Origin of the sequence: Marinobacter sp. CA1 (assembly GCF_020546665.1) — a bacterium.
GTDB classification, from domain to species: Bacteria; Pseudomonadota; Gammaproteobacteria; order Pseudomonadales; family Oleiphilaceae; genus Marinobacter; species Marinobacter xestospongiae.
The window spans coordinates 4,404,906-4,421,563 of the sequence record NZ_CP071785.1; the positions used below are offsets into that span (position 1 = coordinate 4,404,906).

Genomic DNA, 16,658 nt, shown 5'->3' on the forward strand with positions numbered 1-16,658 from the left:
AAGGCGCGGCTTTGCAGGAAGGCTGGTTGCCTTTCAAAAAGTCGCAACGCTGAGTGTGGATCGCTCTGAAGGCCCCGATGGGCGTGCGCTGAGCGCGCAGAGGCAATTCGGAGTCAATCGGGGGCTCCCTTACTCCCATTGCAACCAGAGGCAGGACACACGCCATGGCAAATCGTCGGGAATTCCTCAAAACCCTGGTGGCCGCCGCAGCGGCCACTTCCTTGCCAGTGCAGCAGGCGCTGGCCAACAGCGGCACGGATGGCCAGCGCCTGGCCTGGAAGAACTGGTCCGGCTCCCAGATCAGCCACCCCCAGACCCGCATCGCGCCGGCCACTGTCGCCGAACTGCAGCAGCAGGTTCGCGATGCCCGCGGGGTCATCCGCGCGGTGGGCTCGGGCCACTCGTTCTCGCCACTGGTGCCGACAGACGACACCCTGATCTCCATCAACCGGCTGAGCGGAGTGCTGAGTCACGACGACGCCCGCCAGCAGGCCACCATTGCCGCCGGCACCCGTCTCGGCCAGCTGGGGGGACCGCTGGAGGAGCGCAACCAGGCCCTGATCAACATGCCGGACATTGATCAGCAGACCCTCGCCGGCTCCCTTGCCACCGCGACCCACGGCACCGGCGCCGGACTGCAGTGCCTGTCGGCCAATATCGAGGCCCTGTCCCTGGTCACCGCCCGTGGCGAGCAGGTGCAGTGCAGCCGCGACCACAACCGCGAGCTGTTTGATGCCGCCCGGGTTGGCCTCGGCGCCCTCGGCATTGTCACCGACGTCACCCTGCAGAACACCCGGCCCTACCGGCTGAAACGGGTGTCGGAATGGATGCCGATCGAAGACATCGTCGCCAATGCCCAGGACACCGCCGACAAGTACCGCAACTTCGAGTTCTTCTACATTCCGTTTGCCGGTATGGGGCTGCACGACACGCAGGAGTTCACCGACGAACCGGTGTCCAGCACCGAGAAGTTCGACCAGAACGACGGCGCCCGCGACCTGCAGAACGTCCGCGACATGCTGAGCTGGTCCGACACCATGCGGCGCATGGTGCTGCAGGGCATCCTCAAGACCATCGACAAAGAAGTGAAGGTGGCATCGTCCTGGCAGAACTACACCAGCGAGCGCAATGTCCGTTTCAATGAGATGGAATACCACCTGCCTCGGGAAGACGGCCTCAAGGCACTGATGGAGATCAAGGAGGTGGTGGAGAACAACTTCCCCGAAGTGTTCTTCCCGTTCGAGGTGCGCTTCGTCAAGGGCGACGATATCTGGCTCAGTCCGTTCTACCAGCGCGACAGCATTTCCATCGCCGTCCACCGCTTCTTCGAGGAGGACTACAAGCCCCTGTTCAAGGCGGTGGAGCCGATCTTCCGCAAGTATGGCGGACGTCCCCACTGGGGCAAGCTCAACACCCTCACCGGAGCAGACTTCAAGACCCTGTACCCCCACTGGGATGACTTCCGCGCGGTGCGCCAGGAGATGGACCCGGACGGCCGCTTCCTCAACCGCTACCTCAAGGACCTGCTTGCCTGATGCACAACAGCGAAGCCTTCTCCCACAGTCGCCGCCGGCTGCTGCTTGGCGGCGCCGCGGTGGGCCTGGCCGCCGGGATCGGCTGGCTACGGCCAGGCGCCGCCAGCGGCAGTCATAGCGCCTACTTCCAGAGCCTCAGCAAGGCCGCGGACCGGAACGGGGTGTTCCAGCCCCAACTGATTGTTGATCAGCAGCGAATGCTGGCCAACCTGGACCGCCTTACTGCCGCCCTGAAGAATCAGTACCACTACCGCATCGTCGCCAAATCCTTGCCGTCGGTGGAGCTGCTGGCCACCCTGATGGAGCGGGCCGGCACCAACCGGCTGATGGTGTTCCACCAGCCGTTTCTGACCCAGGTCGCCCGCGATCTGCCCGCCGCCGATGTGTTGCTGGGTAAGCCACTGCCCGTGGCGGCAGCGATGCGTTTCTACCAGCAGCTGGCCGCCGACACCACCGACTTCCAACCGGAACGGCAACTGCAATGGCTGATAGACAGCCCTGAACGTCTGGGCCAGTATCACCAGCTGGCGCAGCAGCGCAGCCAGCCCATGCGGCTGAACCTGGAAATCGACATTGGCCTGCACCGGGGCGGTATCCAGTCACTGGAGACCCTGGAAACCATGCTGCAAACCATCGATGCCTCCCCCTGGCTCACCTTCTCCGGTTTTATGGGCTACGAGGCCCACATCGCCAAGGCCCCTGGCAGCAACGACTGGCTGCGGGACCAGGCCATGGAACGCTACCGGGCTTTCGTTGAACGGGCAGAGCGGACCCTGGGCCGGTCCATACGCGACCTCACCCTCAACACCGGCGGCAGCACCACCTACACGCTGTACCGGGACCGCCACGACCAGGTGGTGGCCAACGAAATCGCCGCCGGCTCGGCACTAGTGAAGCCCACCGACTTCGACCTGCCAACGCTGGCAGACCACGTGCCGGCTGCGTTCATCGCCACCCCGGTGCTGAAGGTGCTCGACCATACCGAGATTCCCGGCGCACCGGGTCTGGGCCGGTTGATGAGCTGGTGGAATCCCAACCGGGAGAAAACGGTGTTCATCTACGGCGGCTACTGGAAAGCGGTGCCCGAATCCCCCGCCGGCCTCAGCATCAATCCGGTGTATGGGCGCTCCACCAATCAAGAGATGCTCAATGGCAGCGCTGACCTGACCCTGAAGCCGGACGACTGGGTGTTCCTGCGCCCCACCCAGAGCGAGCAGGTCTTCCTCCACTTCGGTGGCATCGTCCGCTACGACGCCGATCAGCAGCAGCTGGACGGACACTGGCCGGTGCTGGGGAGCCGCATTACCGGCCAGTCATAGGGCTGACCAGGGAATGGTGATAGGCTCATTGCTGCCAAATCAAAGGGGAAGCAGGAATGAGCTCATCTCAGGTCCGGGCGCGGGGCGCCCACTGGCTGGCAGTCACGCTGGGACTGACCAGTGTTGCGGCGGTGGCCGAGGAGACCGATCCATACACCCTGCCGGCCGCCGAGCTGGAGGAGTGTGCGTTACTGGAGAACGGCATCAAACGGCTGGCCTGTTTCGATGCTGCGGTGGACACCGAAACCCTCAACCGCAGTTCCAGCCCGGAGCAACGCCAGCAGGCGGAAAAGAAAACCGAGCTGATCGGACCCCGGGCCTATGACGCCAATGGCGAAGTGGAAGACAAGGAAGACATGGCCGAAGCCCTGGTCAGTCGCCACATCGCCACCGAGCGGGCGTTCATGTCGTTCGCCGGCAATTTCCTGCCCCACAAGCAGAGCTACCTGCTGCCCTACACCTACACCCTGGACACCAACCCCAGGCCCCACAGCCCGACGCTGGGTTTCACCGACTACGACTACGACGTTGAAAACCACGAAGCCAAGTTCCAGCTGAGTTTCAAGGTGCCCTTGCTCAGCGGCGTGTTCGACAAGCGCACCACGCTCTGGTTCGGCTACACCCAGACCTCGTTCTGGCAGCTCTACAACAAGGACGATTCGGCGCCGTTCCGGGAAACCAACTACGAGCCGGAAGTGTTCATGCGTTACGACCTCGGCATGGACCTGGGCCCGGGCCGTATCGATGTGGTGGAGCTGGGCTTCACCCATGAATCCAACGGTCGCACCGAACCCCAGTCCCGCAGCTGGAACCGCATCAATGCCTCCGTCACCTACGGCGTCGGGCGCTGGCTGTTCGCGGTCAACCCCTGGTACCGCATCCCGGAGAAGCGCTCGGACGACAACAACCCGGATCTGGACCGCTACCTGGGTTACGGCGACCTGTGGACGCTCTACAAGGTGGACGAGGCCCGCACCGTGTCCCTGCGGCTGCGCAACAACTTCCGCACCGAGGACAATCACACCTCAGTGGAACTGGGCTACAGTTTCCCCCTGGGTCAGTCGGTCAAGGGCTATATCCAGTATTACAACGGCTACGGTGAAAGCCTGGTGGACTACAACGTCCGAATCCACCGGCTGGGGGTCGGGATCATGCTCCACGACTGGCTCTAGTGTCCCGTCTGGTTAATTCGTTAGCTTACTGCTTGTCTCTGAGGGTTCTGACCAAGGAGCCGCTGTGCCGATGTGGTGGTTCCACATCAAGCAGTGGCAACACAGGCTCAGAGCCCTCAGAGACAAGCCCTTCGGGAGCCACTGACAACCCGAATAGCGTCGTTGTACTGCCTCGATTTGGAACCACCAAACCGTCACCAGCACGCCTAGCTCTTCGGGTTGTCAGTGGCTCAGTAAGTCAACGAATTAACCAGACGGGACACTGAAACTTCAGTTTTTCTGAACGAGTTGGCCAGCTTCTTCCGCTTTGCCCGCATTACGGCGCCGGGCAAGATAACGCGGTAACCAAGGAGATCGCCGTATGGCCCAGATTCTGTACCTGCCCCACGGTGGTGGCCCGCTGCCACTGCTGAATGACCCCGGTCACCAGGCACTGACCGACTTCCTCACCCGGATTCCCGAGCGGCTAGCACCGCCCGAGGCCATCCTGGTGATCAGCGCCCACTGGGAGGCACCGCGCGTAACCGTTACCACCGCGGCGCAACCCGACCTGCTGTTTGACTACTACGGCTTTCCGGAGGCCGCCTACCAGCTCCGTTACCCGGCCCCTGGTGAGCCGGCGCTGGCCGCGGAGATCCTGCAACGGCTCAAGCAGGCCGGCATCGAGGCCGACGGCGACGACCAGCGCGGATTCGATCACGGCCTGTTCGTGCCCCTGTTGCTGATGTACCCGGACGCCAACATACCCTGTGTCCAGCTGTCACTGCATCAGGACCTCGACCCCCAGGCCCACCTGGCCCTCGGCGAAGCGCTGGCACCACTGCGCCAGCGCAACCTGCTGGTGATCGGCTCGGGGCTGTCATTCCACAACATGGCGCTGCTGAGACAGGGTGGAGGTGATGGTCATTATGACGCCGACATCGCCGACTTCCACCGCTGGCTGATCGAGACCTGCGCCAGTGGCCTGGACCACGACCAGCAGCGGCAACGTCTGCTCAACTGGCAACAGGCCCCCGCCGCCCGCCTGTGCCACCCTCGCGAGGAGCATCTGCTGCCGCTGCACGTATGCTGGGGCATGGCCGGGGGCGACAACGCCGCCGAGGTGGTGTTCAATGACCGCATCCTGGGCCATCAGGCCGTCGGCCTGTTGTGGTCAGAGCTGTCCGGCCACGCCTGATCCGAACCAACCACCAGCAGAGGCACCCCATGACACCCGGCATCAACATCGCCCGGAAGGCGGGCATTTCCCACACCATCCACGAATACAGCCACGAACCCGGCAGCGAATCCTACGGCACCGAAGCGGCGGACAAGCTGGGGCTGGCCCACCACCAGGTGTTCAAAACACTGGTGTCCAAAGTGGACGGTCGGGAACTGGTGGTGGCGGTGGTGCCGGTCAGCGCGATGTTGTCGCTGAAGCAGATCGCCCGGGCCGCCGGTGGCAAGAAAGCCACCATGGCGGAGCCGACGGAGGTGGAGCGCAGCACCGGCTATGTCCTCGGTGGGGTCAGTCCGCTGGGGCAGAAGAAGCGACTGCGCACCTTTATTGATGACTCCGCCACGACCCTGGAGCGCATTCATGTCAGCGCCGGACGAAGGGGGCTGGAGATTGAGCTGGCGCCTGGCGACCTGCAACAGCTCACCGGCGCCCGGCTGGCCCCCCTGCAGGCCTGATCAGTCCTGCTGCGCCATCGCCGCGTAGACCACCAGTTCCACCTTCATCTCCTCCCGGGCCAGTCCGGCCACCACCACCGCGGCGCGGTTCGGGTAGGGCGCCTGGAAATACTCGGCGTAGATGCGATTGACCACCGCCAGGTCCGCACGGTCGGTGACGTAGATCATCACCTGGGTCACCGCCCTCAGGTCAGTGCCCGCGCAGGCCAGGGTATGGCACAGGTTGTCCAGGGTCTGGCGGGTCTGGGCTTCGATGCCCCCGGCCACCACCTGACCGTCGGCGTCGATGGGAATCTGCGCGGTGAACAGGATGCCGTTGCCAATGGTGGCCCACTCCAGTGGCGACGGCGAGGCATACAGGTCGGTTTTTACGGTAGAGATCATGGTGTTTCCTTAACGAGCGTCTGATTAAACTAGTGAATGTGAATGGATGGCACGGGCGGTGCCGGCGCCCTACTTCTCGGCGCCAGCCAGGTGTTTTTCGACCGCGCTGACGGCACGGAACCCCAACTGCCGGAACGGCTCCGGAGGCATCCAGGCCGCCCGCCCCAACACACCGGGAACGTCGAGATGGGGCTGCTGACAAGCCAGCCGCGCCAGCTCGGAACCCAGCAACCAGCCCTTGAGGATGCCGACACCGTTGCAGCCGATGGAGGCAAACAGTCCCGGTTCCAACTGTCCCCACAACGGCGCGCCGTTAAAGGTGAGGGAGGTGGTCCCACCCCACCAATGCTCCAGCCCCAAAGATCGCAGCTGCGGGTAGCGCCGGGTCAGGCTGCGCATCAGTTCCTTCGCCACTTCCTGACCACCTTCGTGCTCATATCCGTACATACCCCGTACCATCAGCCGACGGTCCTCGGTGGTACGGAACGTTGATCCCAGCCGATGGGCCGGCAGCAGACCCCACTGTCCGCCGGGAGCCAGGGACTCGAACAACGGCGCCGGTAGACGCGGGGTCAGGCCAGCATAGGTGAAGATCTTGACGCTGTAGGCCCGGCCATAACCCAGACCGGCGGCAAAAGCGTTATTGGCCAGGAACACCTGACCGGCATAGGCGGTGCCATTGGGGGTGCGCACCAGCCAGCGATCGCGCTCCCGGCTGATCACCATGGCCGGGCTGTGTTCATGGACGGTGACCCCGGCCGGCACGGAGGCAACCAGTGCACGGATCAACTGACGGGGGTTCACCAGGCGACTGCCGGGCAAGGCCAGGCCCTGTCGATAATGATGGCTGCCGGTGAGAGCGGTGACGGCGTCCCGATCCAGCCACTGGCAGGGTTGGCCTGAGGCTTCCAGATGCCGGGCCATGGCCTGCAGATGATGCTGTCCCCGCTGTGACGCGGCGCCCTTGAACACCGTCGCCGTGGCGCTCTGATCAAGATTTGCCAGCGTTGCCATGGTGTGATGAACCGCGCGATAAGCCTGATACAGCGACTGCGCGGCCTCCGCCGACGGTGCTGCCAGGGCATGCTCCAGCATGAACCCGGAGTTCCGCCCTGGCGATCCGGCGCCCACGGCATCGGCTTCCAGCACCCGGATGTCTGCACCCGGGCGCAGACTGGCGAGGGTTCGGGCGATGCCCAGGCCGGTGTAACCGGCGCCGATCACGACTGCATCACAGTGCACCGGTCCCTGCAGCGGCGCAGCCGCGGCACCATCGCTATCAACCACCTGCCAGCCGCAATGGCGCAGGTAATGGGGGTGGGTAGATGTCATCGTCAATACCTCATCACACGATGGTGTCAGCAAGATCGTTGTCACGACCCTCGTTGCTATCCTCGTTACTATCTTCGTTACTACCTTCGTTACTACCAAAAAAAGCCTGGCGAATGCGGCTGGCGGCCGCCTGCAGCCCGGAAATCAGCGCCTCGTCGTGGCCATCACTGAGCCGCGAACGTCGCAGGCAACAGCTCACCGCAGCCACCGCCCGCTGGCGATCATCCAGCACCGGCACCGCTATGCCGGTGAATTCCGGCGGATCACTGCCCTCCACCCCGCGAGTGAACTGAAGGTGCCGGCACATTGCCATCGCCTGCGCCACCTGGGGCACCTGAATGCCATAGTCCCGCCGCAGGCGCGGGCCATTGTGGTCAAGAATCTGCTGCTGCTCGTCCTCGCCCAGGAAACTCAGGACCGCCACCGACGCCTGGCCAACACCGCAGAGAATCTCATCACCACATTGACGGGTGTAACTGCGAGCCGGAAAGCGACCGTCGTAGATCGCCAGACACATCACCGTCATCCCATTGGGGACCATCAGGAAGAAGCTGTCGCCATGGCGCTCGGCCAACTCCAGCAATGGCAGTCGGGCAACATCGGCGATGCCGCCACGCGCCTGCTCCCCCCAACGCAGCAGGGCCGGCCCCGCCAGCAGCGGTCCCCGGGGCAGGGGCTGTCGTAACAGCCCCATCTGCCGCAGGGCACGGGTCAGCCGGTACAGGGTGGGGGTGCTGAGGTCGGTCATTGCTTCCAGCTGGGCCACGGTCAGCCCCCGCTCCCCGGCACGCACCACCAGATCCAGGACCCGGTAGCTGCGATCCAGGGTCTGAATGCCGCTGCCATGGTTGCTGTCCGTCATCGGCTACCGCCCCCCATCAATCGTCCGCTGGCGCTGCTGATCGGCCTATCGGTTGGCACTATACGCCGCGCTCCGGGAAGCGCCTTATCAGCAGGCGATAATTTCACCAAAACAGGCGAAACAAAATCATATGAGAATTTAGAATTTAAATATGAATAACTTGTTGCCATATACGGTTTGAAACGATCAGTTTATGTGCTTATATGCGTCTTAAGTTAATATCTAGGTGTAACTATGGCAATCGATCTTCAACCCCAACCCTGGCAAGGCAGACTCGATCCGGAAGATGGCCCCTCTTCAGTACGCTGGCATCAGCGCATCGACCCGGCCAGCCAGACCCCGGGTCACGCCGAGTTCGGTTTACTGGGGTTTGCCTGTGACGCCGGCGTCCGCCGCAACAAAGGCCGCCCCGGCGCTGCTGCGGGACCAACGGCGTTTCGCGACCAACTGCGCAACCTGGCCTGGCACGGCGACCGGTCGCGGATGCTGGACTTCGGAGACGTGGTGGTTGAAGGCGATGCCCTGGAGGCTGGCCAGGCCCGCCTGGCCGAGGCGGTGGCCGAGAGTCTGGACCGGGTCTACCGGTTGCTGGTAATCGGCGGTGGCCACGAAACCGCCTGGGGCTGCTTCAGCGGGCTGCACCAGACCCTGCCGGCCAACACCCGGGTAGGCATCATCAATCTCGACGCCCATTTCGATCTACGCAAACCGGGGGCCGATGGGGTATCCTCCGGCACCCCTTTCTACCAGATCGCAGAAAAGCTGGGCACCGATGCCTTCCATTACTGCTGTCTGGGCGTTTCCCGTACCAGCAACACCCAGGCGCTGTTCGACCGGGCAGACGAACTCGGGGTGTTGTACCGGGAGGATCGGGAAATGCTGCCCCGTCATGTTCCCGAGATCTGCCAGCAGATCCGCGATTTCTGTGCCGCGGTGGACGTCCTCTACCTCACCATTGATCTGGATGTGCTGCCGCACTTCCAGTCTCCCGGTGTCAGTGCGCCGGCGGTGCGGGGGGTGTCGCTGGAAGTGGTGCAGTCAGTAATAGAGGAAGTCCTGCGCAGCTCCGTGCAATGCCGCTACGGCCTGCCGCTGGTGGACATGACCGAACTGAATCCGGACTACGACGTCCATGGCATCACCGCCAAAACGGCAGCGATGCTGGCCGACACTCTGCTGTGTCGATAACCGTCATCACGCGATGGCACCAGAAAGACCCACTCTCATCAGGAGACGATAACAATGACCAAACTGAAAAAGTTCCTTCTCTCTGCCGCCCTCAGTGCGGGTGTGGCCGCTACTGGCGCCGCCCAGGCCCAGGACCGGGTGTTCTTCGGCATCGCTACCGGCGGCACCGGCGGCACCTACTACCCGCTGGGCGGCATGCTGGCCCAGGTGATCTCCAACAACGCCGAGCTGGAAGGCAAGAAACTGTCCGCCACGGCGGAAACCGGTAACGCCTCGGTAGCCAATGCCGGCCTGCTGGGCCGTGGTTCGATCGAATCCGCCTTTGTCGCCGCCGACATTCTGGACGCCGCCTACAATGGCCGTAACCAGTTCGAAGGCAAGGCCATCACCAACCTGCGGGCCCTTGGCGCACTCTACCCGGAAACCGTGCAACTGGTCGCCCAGCCGGGCCTGGAAACCTTTGCCGACCTGGCTGAGCATACCGTCAGCTCCGGTTCCCCCGGTTCCGGTCAGTGGCAACTGCTGGGTGACCTGCTGGCCGCTCATGGCATGAGCCGCGACGACATCGGCGAGGACTACTCCTCGTTCTCCCAGTCCGCCGAAAAGCTCAAGGACGGTAACCTGGATGCGTCGCTGATCACCGCCGGCTCTCCCACCGCCTCCATCACCGAGCTGGCGAACGGCCATGACATCAACATCATCCCGCTGTCCGGCGCGCCGATCGCCAAGCTGCAGGAAACCCAGCCGTACTACGCCTCCGCGGTACTGCCGGCCGGCACCTACAACGGCGTCGACCACGATGTGGACACCATCGCCGTACGGGCCATCTGGGCGACCCACGCCGACCTGCCGGAAGACATCGCCTACGCCGTCACCAAGGCGCTGTATGAGAACACCGAAACCCTCGGCAAGGTTCACGTGAAGGGCAAGGAAATCAGCGTTGAAACCGCGCTGCAGTCCGTTTCCATTCCGTTGCACCCGGGCGCTGAGCGGTACTTCCGTGAAAAAGGCATCATCGAATAAGCGCTGCGCGTTGCCGTGGCTGGTGACAGGCCTGCTGGGCCTGTTCACCAGCACCGCGGATGCGGCGGCACTGCGTGTGACGGTGCACCGCGGCGGGCAGTTCCTCGCCTGCATCCCTCTGCCGCAACCCCGCTTTGAGCTGTCGTTCATCCATTCGGTGTCGCTGACACCGGTTACCGATGTCTACCAGCTGACCACCGCCGATAACGACGGCTGGACCCTGCTGCAGACCCGGGAGCGGTTCATCGCCCACGGCCAGGGCTTGCCCTCGATGGCGAACGAACCGGATGCCACGGCCTTCCGTCACCACGACGGCGTTTTTGAGCTGGAGATGGCTCGTCCCATCCCCCGGCTGATTGTGCGGACGGACGCCCGTTTCAGGAATCGACTGCACACCGGTCAACAGACCGTTGATCTTAACCAATGGCCGGACAACGGGCTGCTGATCGCCCCCGTGTCCCGCTGTGACTAACACCCCACCGAGTGTACAGGCATGAGCAACTCGCGAACCTACGACTCCGATCAGGCCGGTGGCCATCCCCCTGAGATGCACCAGCAGGATCTGGACAACCTGATCAAGCAATTCGACAACGAATCCAACTTCCGGGACCTGAAGGGCGTGCTGAAATGGCTGGTCACCGCCGCCTGTGTGGTGCTCAGTCTGTTCCACATCTACACCGCCGGTTTCGGCCTGCTGAATGAGGTATCCCACCGTACGGTCCACATGGCCTTCATCATGGGCCTGCTGTTCCTGGTGTTTCCCCGCCGCCGGCCAAAGCGGCCCAAAGTTGCCACCACCATGGGCCTGGCCTACGGTGCGTTCTACCTGTTGATCGCCTACCAGCTGGTCGGCGCTCTGGGTAGCCAGATGCCAGCCTGGTGGGGCTGGGGCATCTACGCCTTTGCAGTGATGATGGCGATTTCGGCCCTGCCTCTGAGTTTCCTCGGCAATGGCCACAAGCCCGGCTGGCTGGACTGGCCGCTGGCGGTCGCCGGTGCCGGCTTCTCGGCGTACCTGGTGATCTTCTTTGAAGAGATTTTCATCATCAACGTAGGCTTCCCGCAAACCTTCGACTACCTGATGGGCGGCATTGCCATCATGCTGGTGGTGGAGGGTGCCCGCCGCACCATGGGCGAATCGCTGTCAGTGATCGGCGTGCTGGCCCTGCTGTACGCCATGTTCGGCCCGCAACTGCCGGGCGTGATGGCGCACCGTGGCTACGACGTTATCCGTCTGGTGGAACACCTGTACCTGGGCACCGAAGGTATCTACGGCATCGCCATTGGCGTGGTCGCCACCTACGTCTTCCACTTCGTGCTGTTTGGCGTACTGGCCCAGGCCTCCGGTCTCGGTCAGCTGTTCATTGAACTGGCCACCATGGTCGCTGGCCGTTACAGCGGTGGTCCGGCCAAGGTATCGGTGGTGTCCTCCGGGTTCTTCGGCATGATTTCCGGCTCCCCGGTGGCCAACACCGTCACCACCGGCGCCTTCACTATCCCGATGATGCAGCGCTACGGCTTCAGCGGCCGCTTCTCCGCCGCCACCGAGGCGGCGTCCTCCTGCGGCGGCCAGATTACCCCGCCGATCATGGGCGCCTCGGCGTTCGTGATGTCAGAAATGCTCGGCGTGCCCTACAACGAGCTGATCCTGATCGCCATCATCCCGGCGGCCTTCCACTACCTGGCCACCCTGTGCATGGTGCACTTCGAAGCCCGTCGCCTCGGCCTCAAGGGCATGCCGTCCGACGAGATTCCCCATCTCGGCGATGTCATGGCGCGCCACTGGCACCAGGTGATCCCGCTGGTGGTCATGGTGACCCTGCTGCTGATGCAGTTCACGCCCTTCCTGGCGGCGTTCTGGGGCATCATCCTCACCATCGTCTGCTCCTACATTCCGCTGCTGCTCAAGCCGCTGGGCTTTGACCGGCTGGATCACGAAAGTGTGCTGACGCCACGGCGGCTGATGCATGGACTGGAAGAGGGAGCCAAACAGTCCATCGCCATCACCGCGGCGTGTGCCTGTGTCGGCTTCCTGCTGGGCGTGACCACCCTGACCGGTCTGGGCTTCAAGTTCTCCGGCGCCATCGTCGGTCTGGCCCACGATTTCGGTGGCACCCTGAGTGCGCTGATTCCGTTCGACCTGGTCACCGAGGACAGCCTGACGCTGTTCATCGCGCTGATCCTGGTGGCACTGGCCTGCATCCTGATGGGCGCCGGCATCCCCACCACGCCGACCTACATCATCCTGGCCTCCATTGTGGCGCCGGCGCTGGACGATTTTGGTATCGCGCTGCTGGCCACCCACTTCTTCATCTTCTACTACGGTGTGCTGGCGGACGTGACGCCCCCGGTTGCCCTGGCGGCTTACGCCGGTGCCGGTATCTCCGGTTCCGACCCGATGCGTACCGGTACCACCGCGTTCCGGCTGTCGATGGGTAAAGCACTGGTGCCGTTCATGTTCCTGTACGCACCCAGCCTGCTGTTCCTGGACTTCACCTGGACCGAGTTCAGCCTTGCCATGATCAGTGGGGTGCTGTGTATAGTGGCACTTTCCGCCGCCTACATCGGTTACTTCAGCGCGCCGCTGTCGCGGGCCGAGAAGACCCTGCTGACCATTGCCGGCCTGGTTTTGGTTGGTAACAGCCCGTGGCTGATCGCCATCGCCGGCGCCGTGGTGCTGATGATTCTGGGGCGGAACTATCGCAATAGCCAGTCGTCACTGGCGGTTGCCTAAACGGAGGGAGATCAAGCCTTGAGTGAAAAGGACTACACGGTTCCGGCCCTGCAACGGGGCCTGCGCATCCTGGAGATGTTCGACAGCCAGCGCCGGACCATGAGCCAGGCGGAAATGGCCGAACAGCTGGGGGTCAGCACCAGCTCGCTGTACCGCATCGTGCAGACGCTGACCAACATGCAGTACCTGAACAAGATCGGAACCAACACCTACACTCTGGGCACCCAGGTGGTGTCACGGGGCTTCAGCTACCTTGCCAGTCGCGAGATTGTCGAGGTGGCCGCTCCGTTCATCACCCGGCTGCGGGACAGCACCTCGCTGTCGAGCCATCTCGGCATCCGCGATGGCGCCGAAACCCTGTACGTGTTCCGCGCTCTGGCGCTGCAGCGGCTGTCGGTCAACGTGCCACTGGGCACCCGCTTTCCCTGCCACACCACGGCCATGGGACGGGCGCTGCTGATGGGCATGACCCCGGCGGAGCTACAGACCCTGTACCAGGGCCAGCGCATCGACGGCTACCCGGTGCCGGCGCCACAGACCATGCCGGAGCTGATAGCCCAGTGTGAGAAGGAGCGCAGCCAGGGCTGGAGTCAGCACTACTCGGATTACTCCACCGCGCTGGCGGTGCCGATCCGTAACTTCACCGGCAACGTGGTTGCGGCCATCAACATCTCCGGCCCCGACCCGGTGATGAACAGCGATGCCGTCCGCCAGCAACTGATCGACGCCCTCCAAGACACCGCCCGGGAGATCATGCGTCAGTTGGGTGGCTACTAGCGGCCACAATCGCCACCCATCCCCAGAAACCACAACGCCCGCAGATTCGGGCGTTTTTTATGCTGGCTCAGAACTGATAGCGCAGCTTCAGGTTCCAGCTGCGGGGTTCGCCCCAGTGAACGCCGTTGTAAAAGCCGACAGTGCGGTAGTAAGCCTCATCCAGCAGGTTGTACACATGCAGGCTGGTGGACAGATTGTCGAGCCAGCGGTACTGGGCCATCGCATCCACCAGATAGAAATCCGACTGGGTAATGCGGGCCGACTCGGTGACCGGCGAGCCGTTGTCGTTGAACTCGCCGGTCGGCCTTTTGGCGTCGTCCCAGATCTTGCTCTGCCAGGTCACCCCGCCGCCCACACTGAGCCGGTTCCACTGGCCCGGGAAACGGTAGCCACTGAAGACCCGCAGCAGGTTGCGGGGCCGGTTACTCTGCAACGTATTACCGTCGGCATCCTCCACTTTGGTGTGGGTGAAGCCGAATGACAGGTTCCAGTTGGCGGTGATATCGCCCTGGGCTTCCAGTTCCACGCCGCTGACCTCGCTGCCCTTGCCGGTGCTGCGGTAGGGCAGGCGACCACCCGGCAACTGGAAGTGACCGTTCTCATCGTAGCCTTCCGGCGGGTTGTCCGGATCGAAGCTGCCCGGTTTCAGGTCCCGGGTGTCGTCCCGCTCCGCCAGGTTGTCCTGCTCGCCGCGGAATGCGGCCACTGACAGCGTCAGCCGGTCCTCAAACAGACTGCTCTTGAGGCCCAGCTCGGTGTTGTCCCCCACCACCGGGTCAAGGAAGTCGCCGTTCATGTCCTGGTAGTCCTGGGGTTTGAAGATGCTGGTGTAGCTGGCGTACACCGTCAGCTGGTCACTGAGGTCGTAGGTCACCCCAAGGTACGGCGTCAGTTCACGGTCCACCCCATACGCACTGCGCTCTTCCAGCTCACCGTTCTCATCGTAGCTGCGGGCGCTGTAGTCCCAGTCGCTGAGGCGGGCGCCGACCGTCACGTGCAACGGATCGATCACGCTGAAACGGGCGGTGGCAAAGCCGGCGCTCTGTTTGGTGCGGTAGCGGTCAGCATCAAAGCCCAGATCGGTGACGGTGAACTGCGGGAAGCGGCCATCAAAGGTGCGCCAGTCCTCGATGGTGGTGTAACTATCCGGCACCGGGTCCCGCACCAGGAACGGCACGTTGCGCTTGCTGTCGGTTCTGGCGTAACCGAACACCAGTTCATGGTCGCGGCCAAACAGCGCGAAGGCACCGTTGACCTGGACATCGACCGTGGTGGTGTCCATCTCCTGATCGGCATTGCTGCGCCAAGCTCGCATGCCGGTTCCATCTGCAGCCGGGTAGCCACCGCCACCAAACCAGCGCGCGCCACCAAACTCCTTGGTGTCATCGACGTAGGACAGCTTGAGGTTCCAGCCGTAGCCAAAATCATGCTCAAGGCTGCTGAAGAGCTGTTTCTGCTGCACCGACCACTCGCTCCAGCCCGGTGCCCAGTTGGTGCTGCGGGGCAGGTTGGCCTTGCGACCGTCCGCCATCCAGTAGGGCACGGTGCCCCAGGTGACACCGGTGGTGATGGGTGCCTGGTAGTCATAGCCCAGGGTGATCAGGGTACGGTCGGTCAGGTCAAACTCGGCCACCCCGTACAGCACTTCCTTGTCCAGCTGGTAGCGGTCACGAAACGAATCCTCTGCCTGCTTGACCCCTACCAGCCGCGCCCGCAGGCGTCCGTCCAGGGCGACCGGACCGCCCACATCGAACTCGCTGCGCCAGCTGTCCCAGCGTCCGAGCTGGCCGGCCACCGTCGCCTGGAAGTCCCGGGTCGGGCGCTTTCGCATCAGGCTCACCGAGCCACTGGGATCACCCGCCCCGGTCATCATCCCGGTTGCGCCGCGCACCACCTCGAGCCGGTCGTACACCGCCGCGTCGCTGTTGAGGGACACGTAGGGACCACCCTGGGGCATCAGCACGCCGTCCACCAGGTAGTTATTGATGGCGTAGCCACGGGAATAGAAGCGGGTACGCTCTGTGTCATTGTTGGTGCGGTAAACGCCAGGGGTCCGCTCCAGCACCTCGTTCAGGCTGTCCACCCCGAGATCGTCCAGTCGCTGCCGGGTGACCACCGTCACCGACTGGGGCGTTTCCCGCAGCGACAGGTTCAGCCGATTGGCGGTACTCATGGTGTCGGTGCCGTACGAACCGCTGCCTTCGGTGGTGCCCGGCGACTGTCCTGCCGCTGTCACTGAGATTGGCGACAGCATGATGGCACCCGCGTCCGCTCGCTTGAGGGCATAGCGGTTTTCACCCTGGGCCACCGCCTCCAGCCCCGTGCCTGCGAGGATCGCCGCCAGCCCGTCAGTAACCCCAAAGCGCCCGGTCAGCCCCGGGCTTTGGCGTCCCCCGGTCAGCGCCCCATCGATCGCCAGCAGGATGCCCGTGGCCGCGGCAAAGCGGTTCAGTACCTGATCGAGACTGCCGGCGGGGATCGCAAGGTCCACCTGGTTGCGGGCCTGCTGGGTCGTCGTCGCCGCCTGCACCATGGCCGGTACGGCAACGACGCTGCAGCCCAGCCCGGCGACCAGGATCGCCCGTGGCAGGGCCGCACAGCGGAAGGAGGAAGGAAGGTTGATGAGCATAGAACGTCCTCGTACGGGAAACAGGGTCC

14 protein-coding genes are annotated in these 16,658 nt (G+C 63.7%); 10 read left to right on the forward strand and 4 right to left on the reverse strand.

Going from position 1 to position 16,658, the window contains the following annotated elements:
* Positions 1-164 precede the first annotated feature (164 nt).
* The 5 genes from J2887_RS20155 (at position 165) to ybaK (ending at position 5,700) form a co-directional block, all read left to right on the forward strand.
* Complete coding sequence (locus tag J2887_RS20155; protein WP_227172910.1) at positions 165-1,535, forward strand: D-arabinono-1,4-lactone oxidase; 1,371 nt, start codon at positions 165-167, stop codon at positions 1,533-1,535.
* On the forward strand, positions 1,535-2,854 hold the full coding sequence (locus J2887_RS20160) for a DSD1 family PLP-dependent enzyme (RefSeq protein WP_227172911.1): 1,320 nt from the start codon (positions 1,535-1,537) through the stop codon (positions 2,852-2,854). Before J2887_RS20155 ends, J2887_RS20160 begins: the two co-directional genes overlap by 1 nt.
* Before the next feature lie 56 nt (positions 2,855-2,910).
* Positions 2,911-4,026, forward strand: a complete 1,116-nt coding sequence (locus J2887_RS20165; protein WP_227172912.1) for a phospholipase A — start codon at positions 2,911-2,913, stop codon at positions 4,024-4,026.
* Positions 4,027-4,387: 361 nt separating this feature from the next.
* Entirely contained in the window at positions 4,388-5,203 is an 816-nt protein-coding gene (locus tag J2887_RS20170) for a DODA-type extradiol aromatic ring-opening family dioxygenase (protein ID WP_227172913.1), read from the forward strand.
* A gap of 29 nt (positions 5,204-5,232) precedes the next feature.
* Positions 5,233-5,700, forward strand: coding sequence for a Cys-tRNA(Pro) deacylase (gene ybaK, locus J2887_RS20175; protein WP_227172914.1), 468 nt, complete (start codon positions 5,233-5,235; stop codon positions 5,698-5,700).
* On the opposite strand, the gene J2887_RS20180 is transcribed toward ybaK, so the two are convergent.
* The 3 genes from J2887_RS20180 to J2887_RS20190 form a co-directional block, all read right to left on the reverse strand.
* Positions 5,701-6,084 (reverse strand): RidA family protein, encoded by a 384-nt coding sequence (locus J2887_RS20180; RefSeq protein ID WP_227172915.1) that lies wholly within the window; start codon positions 6,082-6,084, stop codon positions 5,701-5,703.
* Between the two features lie 69 nt (positions 6,085-6,153).
* Positions 6,154-7,416, reverse strand: a complete 1,263-nt coding sequence (locus J2887_RS20185) for an NAD(P)/FAD-dependent oxidoreductase (protein ID WP_227172916.1) — start codon at positions 7,414-7,416, stop codon at positions 6,154-6,156.
* Between the two features lie 13 nt (positions 7,417-7,429).
* Entirely contained in the window at positions 7,430-8,278 is an 849-nt protein-coding gene (locus J2887_RS20190) for an IclR family transcriptional regulator (protein WP_227172917.1), read from the reverse strand.
* 234 nt (positions 8,279-8,512) lie between these two features.
* On the opposite strand from J2887_RS20190, the gene hutG reads away from it, so the two are divergent.
* Genes hutG through J2887_RS20215 form a run of 5 tightly spaced genes read left to right on the forward strand, consistent with a single transcriptional unit; the run spans position 8,513 to position 14,000 of the window.
* Complete coding sequence (hutG, locus tag J2887_RS20195) at positions 8,513-9,466, forward strand: formimidoylglutamase (protein ID WP_227172918.1); 954 nt, start codon at positions 8,513-8,515, stop codon at positions 9,464-9,466.
* A gap of 54 nt (positions 9,467-9,520) precedes the next feature.
* On the forward strand, positions 9,521-10,489 hold the full coding sequence (locus tag J2887_RS20200) for a TAXI family TRAP transporter solute-binding subunit (protein WP_227172919.1): 969 nt from the start codon (positions 9,521-9,523) through the stop codon (positions 10,487-10,489).
* Positions 10,467-10,961, forward strand: coding sequence for a DUF1850 domain-containing protein (locus J2887_RS20205; RefSeq protein ID WP_227172920.1), 495 nt, complete (start codon positions 10,467-10,469; stop codon positions 10,959-10,961). Before J2887_RS20200 ends, J2887_RS20205 begins: the two co-directional genes overlap by 23 nt.
* Positions 10,962-10,982: 21 nt before the next feature.
* Positions 10,983-13,223 (forward strand): TRAP transporter permease, encoded by a 2,241-nt coding sequence (locus tag J2887_RS20210; protein WP_227172921.1) that lies wholly within the window; start codon positions 10,983-10,985, stop codon positions 13,221-13,223.
* An 18-nt stretch (positions 13,224-13,241) separates the two neighbouring features.
* Positions 13,242-14,000 (forward strand): IclR family transcriptional regulator, encoded by a 759-nt coding sequence (locus J2887_RS20215; protein ID WP_227172922.1) that lies wholly within the window; start codon positions 13,242-13,244, stop codon positions 13,998-14,000.
* Positions 14,001-14,067: 67 nt separating this feature from the next.
* Here J2887_RS20215 and J2887_RS20220 read toward each other — a convergent pair whose 3' ends face one another.
* Positions 14,068-16,629, reverse strand: coding sequence for a TonB-dependent siderophore receptor (locus J2887_RS20220; RefSeq protein WP_227172923.1), 2,562 nt, complete (start codon positions 16,627-16,629; stop codon positions 14,068-14,070).
* Positions 16,630-16,658 lie beyond the last annotated feature (29 nt).

Excerpts from the sequence above, each read along its gene's own strand:
- J2887_RS20155 (WP_227172910.1), top strand. The coding sequence starts at position 165 with ATGGCAAATCGTCGGGAATTCCTCAAAACCCTGGTGGCCGCCGCAGCG.
- J2887_RS20160 (WP_227172911.1), top strand. The coding sequence starts at position 1,535 with ATGCACAACAGCGAAGCCTTCTCCCACAGTCGCCGCCGGCTGCTGCTT.
- J2887_RS20165 (WP_227172912.1), top strand. The coding sequence starts at position 2,911 with ATGAGCTCATCTCAGGTCCGGGCGCGGGGCGCCCACTGGCTGGCAGTC.
- J2887_RS20170 (WP_227172913.1), top strand. The coding sequence starts at position 4,388 with ATGGCCCAGATTCTGTACCTGCCCCACGGTGGTGGCCCGCTGCCACTG.
- ybaK (WP_227172914.1), top strand. The coding sequence starts at position 5,233 with ATGACACCCGGCATCAACATCGCCCGGAAGGCGGGCATTTCCCACACC.
- J2887_RS20180 (WP_227172915.1), bottom strand. The coding sequence starts at position 6,084 with ATGATCTCTACCGTAAAAACCGACCTGTATGCCTCGCCGTCGCCACTG.
- J2887_RS20185 (WP_227172916.1), bottom strand. The coding sequence starts at position 7,416 with ATGACATCTACCCACCCCCATTACCTGCGCCATTGCGGCTGGCAGGTG.
- J2887_RS20190 (WP_227172917.1), bottom strand. The coding sequence starts at position 8,278 with ATGACGGACAGCAACCATGGCAGCGGCATTCAGACCCTGGATCGCAGC.
- hutG (WP_227172918.1), top strand. The coding sequence starts at position 8,513 with ATGGCAATCGATCTTCAACCCCAACCCTGGCAAGGCAGACTCGATCCG.
- J2887_RS20200 (WP_227172919.1), top strand. The coding sequence starts at position 9,521 with ATGACCAAACTGAAAAAGTTCCTTCTCTCTGCCGCCCTCAGTGCGGGT.
- J2887_RS20210 (WP_227172921.1), top strand. The coding sequence starts at position 10,983 with ATGAGCAACTCGCGAACCTACGACTCCGATCAGGCCGGTGGCCATCCC.
- J2887_RS20220 (WP_227172923.1), bottom strand. The coding sequence starts at position 16,629 with ATGCTCATCAACCTTCCTTCCTCCTTCCGCTGTGCGGCCCTGCCACGG.